This is a genomic window from uncultured Martelella sp. (assembly GCF_963677965.2).
GTDB classification, from domain to species: Bacteria; Pseudomonadota; Alphaproteobacteria; order Rhizobiales; family Rhizobiaceae; genus Martelella; species Martelella mangrovi.
The window spans coordinates 2,739,455-2,755,112 of sequence record NZ_CAXXFM010000001.1 but is presented as its reverse complement, the minus strand read 5'-3'; the positions used below and the strand labels follow the sequence as shown (position 1 = coordinate 2,755,112).

Sequence of the window (15,658 nt, the reverse complement as noted above, 5' to 3'; positions counted from 1 at the left end):
ATGCGTGTTCTGGTGACCCGTCCCGAGGCAAAGGCAGCGCGCACCTGCGCGCGTCTTGAGGCCATGGGGCACCAGGCCTTTCAGCTTCCGCTGTTCCGGCCGGTCCATGCCGAGGGCGCGGCGCGCAGAAGCATCGGGCCGGGTTACTGGTCTGCACTGGCGGTCACCAGCACCGAAGCCCTTCATGATGTCGTTGCCGACCGCGACGCAACGTCGATGAAGGACCGGCCGGTGTTCGCCGTCGGCAAGAAGACGGCAGAGGCCGCAAGGAAGGCGGGCTTTACCCGTGTTATAGAAGGCAGTGGCAACGGAGAACGTCTTGCCGAAACCATCGCCGCCTCCGATTTCGATCGGGCCGCGCCGCTTCTCTATCTTGCCGGCTGTCCGCGAGCGCCGTTTTTCGAGCAGGCGCTTGAGAGGCTCAAGGTCGACTTCGAGACGGTGACAGTCTATGTCATGCAACCGGCCATCAATGTCCCGGCACAGGCCGAAACACTGCTGAAAAAGGCTAAGCCGGATGCGGTTCTGTTTTACTCGACGGCAGGGGCATCCCGCTTTTTCGATCTTGTCCGCTGCGAATTGATGGCGGAATTCGGCCTTCATCCGCAATTTCTGTGCCTGAGCGCAGCGGTTGCCGCAGCCATTCCGGAGGCAATGTCATCGGCCGTGCGGATTGCCGAAACGCCGGATGAAACCAGCCTGCTTGCCCTTTTGAACTGACGGTTTTGTCCCCGCTTTTGCATAGGCAGGGAACAACAACGCCACAAATATCTTTTCTAAACAGCGCGCGCCCTCTAACCTAGCGGCAGCAAGCGCAAAAGAGGTACCCATGGTTTCGGACACGCCGTCACAGCCCCCGAAGAACGAAAAACACGACGAAAACGCCGTGACGCCAGCAGATGAGGCCGGCCGCGAAGCCGGCACGCCGCCTGTTGCACCGGAGGAGAATGACGCCGCCGTCAAGACGGCGATGGCCGATGTCGCAGCCGCAATCAAGCGTCATGAAGAACATGGTGCGGAAGAAACGCCCGCCGGAACGGACAGCGAAACAGACGAAACCGCAGCGGGTGATGACAAGCCCGAGACGGCATCCGGCGACGGCAATGCCGCCCCGCCGCCGCCGCCGCCGGCAGACGAAACGCCGCAGGGCAAACGCGGCCCGGGCATTGGCGCTTTTCTGGCCGCAGGCGTTGCCGGCGGCATCATTGCGCTTGCCGGCGCCGCAGCGCTTTCCTACGCCGGCCTGCTGGGCCCGCTTTCCTCATCCTCCGACGGGCTTGAGGACGAGCTTGCGTCCCTGCGCCAGGAGATCACGGCGCTGAAATCCGGCGATCAGTCGAACGCCGTCAGCAGTCTTCAGTCCGACCTTTCGGCGCTCAAGAGCCAGGTTGAAAACCTGTCTTCCGGCAGCGACAGCAGTGACAGCGTTGCCGCCCTTCAGCAGCAGGTCGCAAAACTGCAGTCTACCGTGCAGTCCGATGCAAGCCGCCTGCAATCGCTTGCCCAGGAAAACGAGACCCTGAAAAGCGATATCGGTTCCGCCCAACAGACCATGCAGCAAAAACTCACAGCGCTCGAGCAGAAGGTGAACACGCCCGGCAAGGATCTCGCCGTGGCGCGTGCCATTGCGGCCGCCGGTCTGAAATCGGCCATCGACCGGGGGCAGAATTTCGAAACGGCGCTTTCCACCTATGCGCAGGTGGCGCCGCAGGGCACCGACCTTTCCGCCCTCAAATCGCTTGCGGCAAGCGGCGTGCCGACGCGCGAGGCGCTCACCGAGCAGTTTTCGTCAATTGCCAACAGCATCATCGCAGCCGCCGACCAGCCGCCGCCCGATACCGGCATCTTCGACCGTCTGGTCGACAGCGCCAAGGGCCTCGTCAATGTCCGCCCCGTCGGCGATGTCGAGGGCGACAGCACGCCGGCGATTGTCGCGCGCATCGAAAACAACCTGAAACTGGGCAATCTCGAGCAGGCCGAGCAGGAGTGGCAAACCCTGCCGGAGGACGCCAAAACGGTTTCGGCGGATTTCGAAAACGCATTGTCTGCCCGCATCAAGGCCGATGCACTGGTGTCGGAAACGCTTTCGAGCGCGCTCGGCAGCACCGCCGGCGCACCGGCTGCCGCCCCCCAGTCCACGCCGGCCAATTAAGGAGGGTACGATATGATCAGACTGCTCATCGGACTGCTGTTTTTCCTGATCGCCGTTCTCGCCTTCGCACTCGGGTTCGCATGGCTTGCCGACCGCCCCGGGGAACTGACGCTGACATGGCAGGGCCAATTGTTCCAGACCCCGCTGACCACAGCCCTTGCACTGCTGATCGCGCTGATTTTCGTGGTCATGGTGGTATGGTGGCTGATCAGTGCGCTGTGGACCTCGCCCAACAGCGTGCGCCGCTATTTCCGTGCCCGCAAACGCGATCGCGGCTATCAGGCGATTTCCACCGGACTGATCGCGGCCGGTTCCGGCAATCTGGTGATGGCGCGCAAGATGAGCACCCGCGCGCATGCCCTGCTCAGTGTCGATCAGGAACCGCTGATCCACGTGCTGGACGCGCAAGTGGCTCTGATCGAGGGCAACCACGACAAGGCCCGGCAACTGTTTGAAACCATGGCCGACGACCCGGAGACGCAGGAACTCGGCCTGCGCGGCCTTTATCTCGAAGCCAAACGGGTTGGCGCCGATGAAGCGGCACAGCAATATGCCGAACGCGCGGCCGACAAGGCGCCCTATCTCGCATGGGCGGCGAAGGCCACGCTTGAAAGCCGCACCCGACAGGGCCGCTGGGACGATGCCATTCGCCTGCTCGACCAGCAGCGCTCCGCCAAGGTGACCGACAAACAGGAATCCGCCCGCCTCAAGGCCGTGCTGCTGACGGCTCGCGCCGAAAGCAAGCTCGATACCGACCAGAAGGGCGCGGCCGCCGATGCGCTTCAGGCGCTGAAGCTGCGCGACGACTTCCACCCCGCCGCGATCATCGCCGCCAAGGCCTATCTTGCGCAGGGCAATCTCAGGAAATCGGCCGGTGTTCTGGAGATGGTGTGGAAGAAGGAACCGCATCCGCAGACCGGCGCGCTTTACGTGCGGGCACGCGGCGGCGACACCGCCGTCGACCGTCTGAAGCGGGCCGAAAAGCTTGAAGGGATGAAGCCCAACAACCCGATCTCTTTGATGGTGGTTGCCCGCGCGGCGCTGGACGCCCGCGAATTCGAAAAAGCGCGAACCAAGGCGGAAGCCGCAGCCCGCATGCAATCGCGCGAAAGCGCCTTCCTGCTGCTGGCCGATGTCGAGGAAGCCGAAACCGGCGATCAGGGACGCATACGCCACTGGATGGCTCAGGCGCTGCGCGCCGAACGCGAGCCGACCTGGGTCGCCGACGGTCTCGTTTCGGAATACTGGCGCCCCTATTCGCCGGCAACCGGCAAGCTCGATGCCTTCGAATGGAAGGTGCCTTACGGCGCCATCGAAGGCCCGGTCGAGGAAGGATCGGCATCGCGTCTGGATGAAGCGCTGAAAAGCCTGCCGCCCGTCGGCGGCGTCAAGCCGGATGAGGAAAAGCCCGCCGACGACACCGCGCCGATCTTCGATGACGCCGCGGAGACCAAAGCAGAGGCCAGCGCAAGCGATGAACCGCAAGCGCCGACCGGTGACAGGCCGGCCGGGCCGACGGTGATCGACGCCGCAGCCGCAGCCCCTGCAGCCGTTGCCGAAGCTGCGCATATCACTGATACGGAAGAAACGGACCGCGACGCAAAAGCCGTTGAGGATGACGAAGAAAAGCCGCAACCGGCAAAACCGCAAGAGGCCGAGACCTCTGCAGCTGCTTCCGGAACGGAAGACGCATCCGATACCGCGCAGACGGCGGAAGACGACATTGCCCCGCCGCGCCCGGCCGAAAGCGGAGCCGATGAAACGGATGATGACACCGATGAAAAGTCCGGCCTTTCGCCTTTCGGAGGCCGAACACCCGATGATCCCGGCATTTCCGACAGTGACGACGACGATGCACCGCCACCGAAAAAACGCAGGTTTTTCTGAAGACCTGCCATAACAATTATCATAACTGTAATTTGACCGTGCGGGTGCAATTCGCCTATTGGCGAATGACCGGCCGCGCGCCATGATGTTTTCCGATCCAAGAGCAAGGCATTTTCCCGTATGTTCGAAAAAATCAGCAGGTTCCTGCAGGACATCACCACTGACGCCGAGGACGGCAATGACCGGCCGAATGATGCCCGCGTTGCCGTGGTCGCGCTCTGCTATCAGGTGATGGAAGCCGATGGCGTGATCAGCGAAAGCGAACAGAAGCGCCTCAGGGAGCTGATGGAAAACCAGTACGGGCTGCGTGGTTCCGGTCTGGACGATCTGATTGCAGCCGGTGAGGAAGCCGGCAGCGAGGCTGTCGATTTCTACCGCTTTACCTCCGATGTGAAACGGCATCTCGATGAAGACCAGCGCATCAAGTTGATCGGCCTGCTCTGGGACATCGCCTATGCCGATGGCAGCCGCAGCGAGATGGAAGACAATGTCGTGTGGCGCATTGCCGAGCTGATCGGCGTTTCGGGCCGTGACCGCGTGCTGGAACGGCAGGATGCCTTGAAGCGTGCATCGATTTCGGACGAGAAAGACATCAACACCCAATGACCGACAGAAGAAAACCTGTTCTGATCATTCTCCATCAGGAGCGCTCGACGCCCGGCCGGGTCGGCCAGCTCCTGATGCAGAAGCATTTTGCCCTCGACATCCGCCGCCCTGCCCTCGGCGATCCACTGCCGGAAACACTGGCGGACCATTCCGGCGCCGTGGTTTTCGGCGGTCCGATGAGCGCCAATGACAATGAGGACTATGTCCGGCGCGAAATCGACTGGCTCGATATTCCGCTGAAGGAAAACCGCCCGTTTCTCGGCATCTGTCTCGGTGCGCAGATGCTGGCGCGTCACCTCGGCGCCAAGGTCTATGCCAATCATGACGAGTCGGTGGAAATCGGCTGGTACCCGATCGAGGCCACCAATAATGGCCGCCTGCTGATGAAACAGTGGCCGTCCATGGTCTACCAGTTCCACCGCGAAGGCTTCGAACTGCCGCACGGGGCCGAACTGCTGGCGCGCGGCGATCTCTACCCCAACCAGGCCTATCGCTACGGCAACAAGGCTTACGGCGTACAGTTTCACGCCGAACTGACCCGGATGATGATGCAGCGCTGGGTGGTGCATGGCGCAAGCCGTTTCACGCTGCCCAAGGCCCAGCCCGGCAATCAGCATCTGGAAGGCCGCATGCTGCATGATCGCGCGCTGAAAGCCTGGCTCGACGGTTTCCTCGATATCGTCTTCGAGGAAGCCGGCTGAACCTGACGGCAGCCCTACCGACCGACAAGATGATCGGGCGTTTCCAGACTGTCGATTTTCCTGAGCTTGGTGAACTTCATCGCCCAGATGCCGGCAACGGCCAGCGAACCGACGCCGCCGAAGAGCACGGCAGGCACCGCACCGATGACATGGGCCATGGAACCGGCACGGAATTCGCCGAGTTCGTTGGAGGCGCCGACAAACACCATGTTGACGGCATTGACGCGGCCGCGCAGCTCATCCGGGGTCCACAGCGCGATCAGGGTTTCGCGCACATAAACTGAAATCATGTCCGCCCCGCCCATGACCGCAAGGGCTGCAATCGAGATCCACGGACTTGCCGAAAGACCGAAGACAATGGTCGACAGGCCGAACACGGCAACGCCGGCAAACATGTAATAACCGGCATGGTGGCGGATCGGTACGCTGGCAAGCACAAGCGCGACGAGCACCCCGCCGACACCCGGTGCGGCACGCAACAGGCCAAGCCCCCAGGGGCCGAGTTCCAGGATGTCGCGCGCAAAAACCGGCATCAGGGCCACCGCACCGCCAAGCAGGACCACGAAGAGATCGAGCGAAATGGCCCCGAGCACGACCTTTTCCGAGGTGATGAAACGGAACCCGGCGAGGATGCTCTCCACAGATACGGCGGTATGCGGCCTGCGGCTTTCAGGCTTCGGCACCATGACCATCAGCACCGTGCCACCTGCGAAAAACACAAGGGCGGTCGAATAGGCAAGGGCTGCGCCGCCGCCATAGAGCAAACCGCCGGCCACCGGCCCGACAATCGAGGCGATCTGCCATGACGACGAATTCCAGGCGATCGCATTTGCCAGGTCCTTTTCCGGCACAAGATTCGGCGCAAGTGACTGCAGCGCAGGGCCGGAAAAGGCGCGTTCGGTTCCAAAGACCACCAGCAATGCAAAGACCGGCCAGGGAGAAAAGAGGCCAAGGACCGTGATCGTCAGCAGTGTCGCGGCGCAGGCCGTCGCCACGCCGAAGCAGACCGCAGCAATCATGCGGCGGTTGTAGCGGTCGGCAACCGTGCCGGTCACCAGTGTGAGAAACAGCGACGGCAGGAACTGAAACAGCCCGATCAGGCCAAGATAGAAGGCGTTTCCGGTCTCGTCATACATCTGCCATCCGACAGCGACCGAAACGATCTGGACGGCAAATGTGCCGAGGAAACGCGAAAAGAAATAGAGAGCATAGGCTCGGTGGCGAAAGGCATCGAAACGCGCGCCGGTCTCTGAGTTGAGCATCTGTATTCAGGCTTTCCGGAAAAGACGAGAAACAGGGCCGTCACCGGTCTTCGATCGATCAAAACCAATGAAAACCGTCCCCCCCTTGCCCGTTTAGATTTGAATGTCTAAATAATTGCAAGGAAAAAACAGGAGTTATTCATGATCGCGCTATTCGAGACGATTTTCTACGCACTTGAGATATATAAGTGGGTAATCATCGCCAGCGCCATATTCTCCTGGCTCTATGCGTTCAACATCATCAACGCCCACAGCGAGTTCATCAATTCGATCGGCCGTGCGCTCTACGCCGTCACCGAGCCGGTCTATCGCCCGATCCGCAACTTCCTGCCGAACCTCGGCGGTATCGACATTTCGCCGGTGATCGTGCTGCTGATCGTGTTCTTCCTGCAGCGCCTGATCCTGACGGGCGTGATCCCGCGTCTTTACTGAGGCCCCGACACAGAAATGTCCGGGAGATCGATCCCGGACATGACGGTGCGGCAGGCGAACCGCGAGCCAATAACGGCCGAAAGACGGTCAATCGGCCGTTATGATATCAAAGGGCTCAGCCCTTTTGTTTGGCGCGTTCGATGGCTTCGACGATCAGCTTCTTGGATTCGTTGACATCGTGCCAGCCGAAGATCTTGACCCACTTGCCGGGCTCCAGATCCTTGTAGTGTTCGAAGAAGTGCTCGACCTGCTTCAGCTGAATTTCCGGAATGTCGGTGAAATTTTCCACCTTGTCGAAGCGGGCGCTGACTTCCTGGGAGGGAACGGCAATGATCTTTTCGTCCTTGCCGGAATTGTCTTCCATCATCATCACGCCGATCGGGCGGACATTGATCACGCAGCCGGGCATCAGCGGACGGAAGTTGCAGATCAGGACGTCGATCGGATCGCCGTCGTCGGACAGCGTGTGCGGCACAAAGCCGTAATTGCCGGGATACATCATCGGCGTATAGAGAAAACGGTCAACGACCAGAACGCCTGCGTCCTTGTCCATTTCGTACTTGATGGGCTGGCCGCCCATCGGCACTTCAACAATAACGTTGATATCGTCCGGCGGGTTGTTGCCGATGGAAATCGCTTCAATACGCATTCGTGCCTCCAAACAGGGAAAATATCGCGCCTTGGATAATCAACTTGGCCCGACAAAGCAATAACGCGAAATGACTTCTGCCAATTTCGCGGCGCGAAGGTCTGTGCGGTGCACAAAAGCAGGTAATCTGCCGTCAATCCCAGACGTAGGCAATCTTGCCGATCTGACGGTCGCCATAACGTGTCTCGGCGAAGGCCAGCGGCGTGCCGCCAAGACCGGAAAAGAACAGGGCCGCCTGATCGAGCGTATCGATGCTCCAGCAGATCGTGCCCTTGCAGCCCAGTGACTGCAACAGCCCGCGCGCCTCGGCAAACAGTTCCCGGCCGAAGCCCAGCCCCTGATATTCGGGCAGAAGATAGATTTCGTAAATTTCGCCTTCCTGGGGCAGCGTCTTCACTCGGTTGAGCCCGACGCTGGCATAGCCGACCGGCTCTCCCTGAACCGCGAGCACCAGAAGCGTCTCCTCACTCGCGATGGCGTTGCGCCACCATGCCATGTTGCGTTCCGAGATCATCTCCTGCAACGCGCGGTGCGGAATGACGCCGGCATAGGTATGTTGCCATGCGCGCCAGTGAACAGTCGCAATCTTTTCCGCATCGTCCGCTTCCGCGGGGCGCACATCGCCAGACAGTATTCTCATCGCAGCCTACCGATAATATTCTGGTTTCGGCACATGGCGAGAATACGACAAACAAAGCCGAATGCCCACACAAAATCGAGCGGGCCCGGCTTACGTCACCCAAGCAAGGCGTTACGGCGTGGCGTCAAATCGTTTCGCAAAGGCATCGATAGTGGCCCGGACCAGCCGCTCGGGCGCTGCATCGTCCCTGAAAACGGCAGTGATTTCCAGGACGGCGCTGATGTCCCGCAGCGCTGCGATTTCGGTTTCCTGCACACCGGAAAGCCGTGCCATATCCTTTGCCGTGGTGACGGGCAGAAGGTCATCGCGCCCGCTGCGGTCAAGCAGTTTTCGCGCCAGCGCGGTCGTCATCGGGGCATGATCGGCAAGCGGAACGCCTTCCACGACGTCGGCGCCGAGCGCTTCCAGCGTGTCGAAAAACTTCTGCGGATCGCCGATCCCGGCATAGGCCAGCACTTTGCGGCCTGAAAGCCGTGTTGCTTCGCCCACGGGTTGCTGGCGCACATGCTCGACCGGCACGCCCGCTGCACCGGCAAGGTCGATGACCACGCCGGCCTTGTCCCCCTCTCCATTCAGCAGAATGGTATCGGCTTTCGGAAACTGCGCTGAAAGCGGCGCTCTGAGCGGTCCGGCAGGCAGGCAATAACCATTGCCGAAGCCGCGCTTTACATCCACGACCACCACCGAGAGATCAGGCCGGAGCTTTCCGCTCTGCAGACCGTCATCCATGATGATGAAATCAACGCCCTCGTTTTCGAGAAGCCGCGCGGCATCGACCCTGGCCGGCGACACCGCCACGGGCGCGGTGCGTGCCAGCATTAGCGCCTCGTCGCCGACATTGGCATGGGTGTGGCGCGCTGGGTCCACCAGAAGCGCTTCGGTGATCCTGGCGCCGTAGCCACGCAGCACGAAACCGGGCTTTCGGCCTTGCGACGCCGCCGCTGTGGCAAGCCTCTCCGCAATCGGCGTCTTGCCGGTCCCGCCAACGGTAAAATTGCCCACACACAGCACCGGAACCGAAACGACCGTGCCTTGCGCCTGCGCCATCCGCCGCCCCGCAATAGCACCGTAAACGCAGGAAAACGGCCATAAAAGTCGGCTCAGGACATGTCCGTCCCGCCACCAGAATGACCCCGCTTTCAGCATGGATATGACCGTCTCCGTTTCGGCGACGCGACAGACGGGCAAGAGCCTTTAGCGAAGAGCCTTGCGCAGATCCCCGTTCGCGATCTTTTCCTGGATGTTGATGGCGTGTTTTTTCTCCGGAACCGGTCTCGGCCGCGCAAAGAAACGGGCCTCCAGCCTGAGCGGCGCCAGAAAACGTTCCAGCCCCTTCATGGTCCGGACCAGAGCCCCGCGCATGTCCCGCACACCCGCATAGCCGGCGGAAATCATGTGATTGCGCGCCTCTTCGTCACGCAGAAGAAGATCGACAGACTGCGTCAGCGCCTCCGCGCCGTCAACGGTGCGCACCGCGCCGTGCTGGCGAAGCTGCTTGTAGGTATCGCGGAAGTTTTCGATATAGGGCCCGGTGAGCACAGCCGTGCCCAGCATGGCCGGCTCAAGCGGATTTTGCCCGCCCCTGGCGGTCATCGAGCGGCCAACAAAGGCGATTTCGCTCAGACGCAGGTAGAGGCCCATGTCCCCCATCGTATCGCCGAGGAGCACATCGACATCATCCGTCGGCACTTCGCCGAGAGAGCGGCGGCAGACCTTCAGGCCCTTGCCGGCGAGCTGGGCCGCCACGGCGTCGCCGCGATCGGGATGGCGCGGAACGATGACCGACAACAGTCCCTGATGCTGCTTTGCCAAGGCAACATGCACGTTGCCGGCAATATCTTCCTCACCATCAAATGTCGAAATCGCCGCCCATACCGGCCGGTTGCCGATGGCCTGCCGGAGCAGCTGAACAACCTGATCATCGGCCGGCGGCGCGCTGCGGTCGACCTTGAGATTGCCCGTCACCTGAACATGCAGTGCGCCGAGATCGGCAAACCGTTCGGCATCGAGGTCGGTCTGGGCCATCACCAGCGAAAAACGCGAAAACAAGGTTCGGGCAAGCTCGCGCCGCTGCATCCAGCGCTCGAAGGAACGGTCGGAAATCCGGCCGTTGACGATAATCTGCGCGATCTTGCGGCGGGCAAGTTCGGAAATGGTGGTCGGCCAGACCTCCGTTTCCACGTTGATCGCCAGATCCGGACGCCAATGGTCGAGAAACCGTGAAACGGCCGGGACCACATCGAGCGGCACATATTGATGGATGACGTTGTCGCCGAAACGTTCAACCGCAAGCCGTGCGGATGTGACCGTGCCTGTCGTCAGCACGATGGAAATGCCGTAATCCCGTATGCTTTCGATCACTTGAGAAACCGCCAGTGTCTCACCGACACTGGCAGCATGAATCCAGACCAGCGGGCCATCCGGCCGCGCAACCGCTGTCCGTCCGAAGCGCTCACCGATACGGGCGCGCTCTTCCTTGCCTTTTCTGACGCGATAATAAAGTACAGGCTTCAGCAGCGGATAGCCGAGAATTCCTCCCAGCCAATACCCGTTTTGGGCGAACCAAACTGATATGCCAGTTTTCATATCTTATTCCGCATCCCCGTTCAAAACCTAAGGACAGGCAGCCGCACCGCTACCACTACGCGAATCATATATACACACAAGTATCATCAAGCGGGAATATGTGGCATGCATACAATTTCAAAAAAATCGTCCAGCCATACAATTTCCACGAGAAATGTGAAGTAATTTAGTATTATTCTAAAATAATACAGCTGAATTGCGCGTATACCAGCAAAACCACAGCCATGCGGCAAAAAGATGGAGAACCGGCAGCCGGCGGTCAGTCTTCGGGATCGAGCAGACGATGAAGGTGGACAATGAAGTAACGCATATGGGCGTTATCGACGGTCTGCTGGGCCTTGGATTTCCAGGCGACATGGGCGCTGGCGTAGTTGGGATAGATGCCCACGATATCGAGCGCGTCGAGGTCAGAGAACTTGACGCCCTTCAGGCTTTCCAGTTCTCCGCCGAAGACGAGATGCAGGAGCTGTTTGTTTTCGACTGTATCAGCCATTTTGAGCCTCACTTTTTGTTGCCCAGATTTGAGCGATCATGGTGTCTCGGGTTTGCATGTTATTGTCAAGATTGCCGGGACGGGCCGAATTGACGCAACAGCGTCCCGACAAGTTGCCGGTTGCCGGCAAACAGCGTGCCGTGCTGCACCGAGGGTCGGTTATAGCAAAGCGCCTTGCCGTCATCATCCAGAAGCGCGGCACCGGCGCGCGCCAGAATGATATCGGCAGCGGCGAGATCCCAGTCATGCGAATTCGGCCTCACCAGCGTGCCATCGAGCCGGCCTTCGGCCACCAGTGCAAGCCGGTAGGCCAGCGACGGAATATAGGCAGAGCGCCTCAACCGGGCGCTGAACGCCGCGTCGAACCGGCCGGCAAGGCTGGCCGGAAGACAGAGCTCCAGCGGGTCGCTGCCGGTCTCGCCATCGGCAAGCGAGGTCGTGATCGGTTTTCCGTTGCAAAGCGCCGGACCGCCTTCCATCGCGGTATAGACATCGCCAAGCGCCGGCGCCACCAGAACCCCTGCAACCGGGCGGTTGCCGCTGACAACGGCGACGCTGACCACCCAGTTTGTCTTGCCGCCGAGAAAGCCGCGCGTTCCGTCGATCGGGTCGACGACGAATGTGCACTCCGCTTCAAGGCGGCTCAGATCGTCGCGGCTTTCCTCCGAAAGCCAGCCGTAGCCGGGACGCGCCTTCCTCAGAAGGGCTTCAAGACATTCATTGGCGGCATAGTCCGCAGCACTCACCGGCGACTGACCGCCATTCTTCCACCAGACTTGCGGGTCCTGCCCGAAATGGGAAAGCGCAAGCGCACCCGCCTCCCCCGCTGCCGCCTCGATGAGCGCCAGATCGGCAGACCAGTCCCTGCTGGCGGTTTCATCCTCGGTCAATCGTATCTGCCTTTCCGGGTGGTTTCGTGATCCGGCCTGCCTGACCGGACGTGCAAAGAAGAGATGGTATCGTCTTGAAATTCAGCGTGGCGGACGACTAGCGCCCGGCAAGTGTCAGCCCTTCGACCAGAATGCTGGGCGCGGCAATCGAGTAAAGCCGGTCGATATCGCTGGCCGGCGTCATTGCCATGAACATGTCCTTCAGGTTTCCGGCAATCGTCACCTGCGCCACCGGATAGGCGATTTCACCGTTTTCGATCCAGAAACCGCTGGCCCCGCGGGAATATTCTCCCGTGACCATGTTGACGCCCTGACCGATCAGTTCGGTGACGTAAAGACCGCTGCCGATTTCCTTCATCAGTTCTTCCGGCGTCCTGTCACCCGGCTCGAGGCTGAGATTGGTCGGCGAGGCCGAGAGCGAATTGCCCGAACGCGTGCCGCGTCCGTTGGTCTCGAAGCCCAGTTCGCGCCCGAGCGCCGTCGACAGGAACCATTGCTGCAGAATGCCGTCTTCGACCATCGCCAGCCGGTGGCTTTCGACACCTTCGCCATCGAAGGGCTGGGAGCCTGCGCCGCGCGCAATCGCCGGATCATCGATCAGGTCGATCCCTGATCTGAGCACCTGTTTGCCAAGGCTGTCACGCAGAAAGCTGGTCTTGCGGGCAACGGCCGAGCCGGAAATCGCACCGGCCAGATGACCAACGAGGCTTCGCGCCTGTCTTGCCTCAAACAGCACCGAAGCGCCACGGCGGGTTTCCATCTGGCGCGGAGAAAGCCGCGCAACCGCGCGTTCGCCGGCCTGCCGGCCGATCTCCTCCGGCAGACGCAAATCGCTGTTATGTGCGCGCGCATCATAATCATGGTCGCGCTGCATGCTGCTGCCTTCACCGGCAACGACGGAAACCGAAGTCGAGAAATAGGAACGGCGATAGCCACCGGTAAACCCGTCCGACGTCACCAGCGCGAAACCAATCTCGCCATGCCCGGCGCCGGCGCCGGAACTCTTGGTCACGCCGTCAACCGCCAGCGCAGCCTCTTCGGCTGCCAGCGCACGCTCCGCAAGAGCTTCGGTGGAAACCGCAGTCGAATCATAAAGTTCGAGATCGGCCGCGTCTCGGGCGAGCCGGTCCTTGTCGGCAAGGCTGGCATAGGGATCTTCCGGCGATACCCGCGCCATGGCCAGCGCGCGGTCGACCAGACCTTCGACATCGTCATCGGTATTGGTCGAGACACTTGCCACTCTGGCGCCGGAAAACACGCGCAGCGAAAAGCCGCGGTTTTCGGATGCCTGGGCGTTTTCGCGCGCACCGTCGCGCACCGAAACACTGTTCGATACGCCTTCGGAGACAACCACATCGGCTGCATCCGCACCTTTCCGCTTCGCGACCTCGACGATCCGCGCCGCACTTTCGATCAATTGACCGGAATGTTTATTCGATGACATGGCATTGGCCTTTCCTTGCGCTTCCATTTATTGTTCACTTTCCATCGCATCAAGTACCGTTCACCCGGGCCATCCTTTTTCTTATCACGCTGGGACCATCATATGGCGACTTCGCAGAGCCTGTTTACCGAAACCGTGTGGATGCTGGGTGCAGCCACCATAGCCGCGCCGATCTTCAAGCGGCTCGGGCTCGGAACAGTGCTCGGCTATCTGGCCGGCGGCGTCATCATCGGCCCGGTCCTGCAGCGCATCACCAATGGCGAAGAGGTCCTCCACGTCGCCGAACTCGGCATCGTCTTTCTGCTGTTCATCATCGGGCTGGAACTCAAGCCTGCGCGGCTGTGGACCATGCGCAAGGATATTTTCGGCCTCGGTCTCGCCCAGGTGGTCGTCACCGGCGCCATACTGGTGCCGCTCGCCTTTTTCGGCGGTGTCGGCAACTGGAGCGCGGCAGTGATCGCCGGGTTCGGCCTTGCGCTGTCCTCCACGGCTTTTGCCATGCAGATCCTTGATGACAGCGGCGACGTCAACACCCGCTACGGCCAGCGATCCTTTTCGATGCTGCTGTTTCAGGACATTGCCATCGTCCCGCTTCTCGCCCTTGCCAGCATTCTGGGCGGCGGCGTTGAAGAGGCGAGCACGGCCGACATGCTGACCAGCGCCGCACTGGCGCTTCTGGTCATCGCGCTGATGATCGCCGCCGGTCGCTACATCTTGACGCCGGTTTTCCAGATCATCGCCGCCACCGGCGCGCGCGAGGTCATGATCGTGGCCGCACTGTTTCTTGTCATCGGCTCGGCCATGGCCATGCAGATGGTTGGCCTGTCGATGGCAATGGGCGCATTTCTGGCCGGCGTCATGCTTGCCGAATCCTCCTACCGGCACGAGCTGGAAGCCGACATCGAACCGTTCAGAGGCGTGTTCCTCTCGATCTTCTTCATCGCCGTGGGCCTTTCTCTCGAACTTGACGTCGTTTACGAAAACCTTGTTCTGATCATCATTGCCGTGCCGGTGCTGATCGCCGTCAAGGCGGCCGTCATCTACGGGCTTTGTCGGATTGCCGGATCGGCTCATGATGATGCCGTTCGCATTGCCGCCCTTCTGCCGCAGGGTGGCGAATTCGGTTTCGTGATGTTCTCGACGGCAGCAGCCGCCGGTATCCTCTCCAATGCAACCGCCTCGGTGCTGATCGCGGTGGTCACGCTTTCGATGGTCGCGACCCCGCTATGCGTGCGCATGGCCGAGCGGCTCACCACCCGTTATGAGGGCCACGAGGAGATGGAGGAGGATTTCGACGGCGCCGATGCCGATGTGCTGATGGTCGGTTTCTCGCGCTTCGGCCAGATTGCCGCGCAGATCCTGCTCGCCAGCGGTCGTGATGTCACCATCATCGACTATTCGGCCGAGCGCATCCGTCAGGCGTCCGCCTTCGGCTTCCATATCTATTTCGGCGACGGCACCCGCAAGGAGGTGCTGGTTGCAGCCGGCATCGAAAAGGCCAAGATCGTGGCCGTGTGCACCCAGAAGCGTGAAATCACCGATCGTGTCATCGACGTGGTGCAGGAGAATTTCCCGCGCGCACATATCTATGCCCGCTCCTATGACCGGGGCCACACGCTGGCGCTGCGCCAGCGCGGCGTGGAATTCGAAATGCGCGAGACGCTGGAATCCGGCCTTGTCTTCGGCAAGGAGACCCTGATCGCGCTCGGCACCAGCGAGGACGAAGCAACGGCGATTACCGACGATATTCGCAAGCGCGACGCCAAGCGGCTGGAAATTCAGGCGGTCGAGGGCATCATGGCCGGTTCCGACATGCTGCACACCCATCCCGTCAGCCCGGAACCGCTGATGCGCCCGAAGCGCAACCGCCTCGACCCGACGGTGAAGGTGACCGGCAAGGACATGGCCTGAGTGAG

General features: G+C 61.1%; 15 protein-coding genes. 7 read left to right on the top strand and 8 right to left on the bottom strand.

Annotated elements, in window-relative coordinates; genetic code table 11:
* From ACHZCU_RS12890 to ACHZCU_RS12870, 5 genes are all read left to right on the top strand, one after another.
* The gene (locus tag ACHZCU_RS12890) at positions 1 to 720 is read left to right on the top strand and encodes a uroporphyrinogen-III synthase (protein ID WP_319519091.1); all 720 of its coding nucleotides are present in this window, start codon (positions 1 to 3) and stop codon (positions 718 to 720) included.
* 109 nt (positions 721 to 829) lie between these two features.
* Entirely contained in the window at positions 830 to 2,152 is a 1,323-nt protein-coding gene (locus tag ACHZCU_RS12885) for a mitofilin family membrane protein (RefSeq protein WP_319519090.1), read from the top strand.
* Between the two features lie 21 nt (positions 2,153 to 2,173).
* Positions 2,174 to 4,039 carry a heme biosynthesis protein HemY gene (locus tag ACHZCU_RS12880; RefSeq protein ID WP_319519796.1) on the top strand — a complete coding sequence of 622 codons (1,866 nt, stop codon included), beginning with the start codon at positions 2,174 to 2,176 and terminating at the stop codon, positions 4,037 to 4,039.
* Positions 4,040 to 4,159: 120 nt separating this feature from the next.
* Positions 4,160 to 4,645, top strand: a complete 486-nt coding sequence (locus ACHZCU_RS12875; RefSeq protein WP_106302511.1) for a TerB family tellurite resistance protein — start codon at positions 4,160 to 4,162, stop codon at positions 4,643 to 4,645.
* A complete protein-coding gene (locus ACHZCU_RS12870) occupies positions 4,642 to 5,346 on the top strand; it encodes a glutamine amidotransferase (protein ID WP_106302514.1) in 705 nt (234 codons plus the stop codon). Before ACHZCU_RS12875 ends, ACHZCU_RS12870 begins: the two co-directional genes overlap by 4 nt.
* A gap of 14 nt (positions 5,347 to 5,360) precedes the next feature.
* On the opposite strand, the gene ACHZCU_RS12865 is transcribed toward ACHZCU_RS12870, so the two are convergent.
* The gene (locus ACHZCU_RS12865; RefSeq protein ID WP_319519089.1) at positions 5,361 to 6,608 is read right to left on the bottom strand and encodes an MFS transporter; all 1,248 of its coding nucleotides are present in this window, start codon (positions 6,606 to 6,608) and stop codon (positions 5,361 to 5,363) included.
* A gap of 141 nt (positions 6,609 to 6,749) precedes the next feature.
* On the opposite strand from ACHZCU_RS12865, the gene ACHZCU_RS12860 reads away from it, so the two are divergent.
* Positions 6,750 to 7,040 carry a YggT family protein gene (locus tag ACHZCU_RS12860; protein WP_181190667.1) on the top strand — a complete coding sequence of 97 codons (291 nt, stop codon included), beginning with the start codon at positions 6,750 to 6,752 and terminating at the stop codon, positions 7,038 to 7,040.
* Positions 7,041 to 7,155: 115 nt separating this feature from the next.
* Here ACHZCU_RS12860 and ppa read toward each other — a convergent pair whose 3' ends face one another.
* The 7 genes from ppa to ACHZCU_RS12825 form a co-directional block, all read right to left on the bottom strand.
* Entirely contained in the window at positions 7,156 to 7,689 is a 534-nt protein-coding gene (ppa, locus tag ACHZCU_RS12855) for an inorganic diphosphatase (protein WP_106302523.1), read from the bottom strand.
* Between the two features lie 133 nt (positions 7,690 to 7,822).
* Entirely contained in the window at positions 7,823 to 8,329 is a 507-nt protein-coding gene (locus ACHZCU_RS12850; protein ID WP_319519088.1) for a GNAT family N-acetyltransferase, read from the bottom strand.
* A 111-nt stretch (positions 8,330 to 8,440) separates the two neighbouring features.
* Positions 8,441 to 9,475, bottom strand: a complete 1,035-nt coding sequence (gene lpxK, locus ACHZCU_RS12845) for a tetraacyldisaccharide 4'-kinase (protein ID WP_319519087.1) — start codon at positions 9,473 to 9,475, stop codon at positions 8,441 to 8,443.
* A gap of 48 nt (positions 9,476 to 9,523) precedes the next feature.
* Positions 9,524 to 10,915, bottom strand: a complete 1,392-nt coding sequence (waaA, locus tag ACHZCU_RS12840) for a lipid IV(A) 3-deoxy-D-manno-octulosonic acid transferase (RefSeq protein ID WP_319519086.1) — start codon at positions 10,913 to 10,915, stop codon at positions 9,524 to 9,526.
* A 259-nt stretch (positions 10,916 to 11,174) separates the two neighbouring features.
* On the bottom strand, positions 11,175 to 11,408 hold the full coding sequence (locus ACHZCU_RS12835) for a DUF4170 domain-containing protein (protein WP_319519085.1): 234 nt from the start codon (positions 11,406 to 11,408) through the stop codon (positions 11,175 to 11,177).
* Positions 11,409 to 11,473: 65 nt separating this feature from the next.
* On the bottom strand, positions 11,474 to 12,298 hold the full coding sequence (locus ACHZCU_RS12830) for a 3'(2'),5'-bisphosphate nucleotidase CysQ (protein WP_319519084.1): 825 nt from the start codon (positions 12,296 to 12,298) through the stop codon (positions 11,474 to 11,476).
* Positions 12,299 to 12,395: 97 nt separating this feature from the next.
* Positions 12,396 to 13,742 (bottom strand): metallopeptidase TldD-related protein, encoded by a 1,347-nt coding sequence (locus ACHZCU_RS12825; RefSeq protein WP_319519083.1) that lies wholly within the window; start codon positions 13,740 to 13,742, stop codon positions 12,396 to 12,398.
* 102 nt (positions 13,743 to 13,844) lie between these two features.
* Between ACHZCU_RS12825 and ACHZCU_RS12820 the strand changes: the two genes are divergently transcribed.
* Positions 13,845 to 15,653, top strand: coding sequence for a monovalent cation:proton antiporter-2 (CPA2) family protein (locus ACHZCU_RS12820; RefSeq protein WP_319519082.1), 1,809 nt, complete (start codon positions 13,845 to 13,847; stop codon positions 15,651 to 15,653).
* Positions 15,654 to 15,658: the final 5 nt, after the last annotated feature.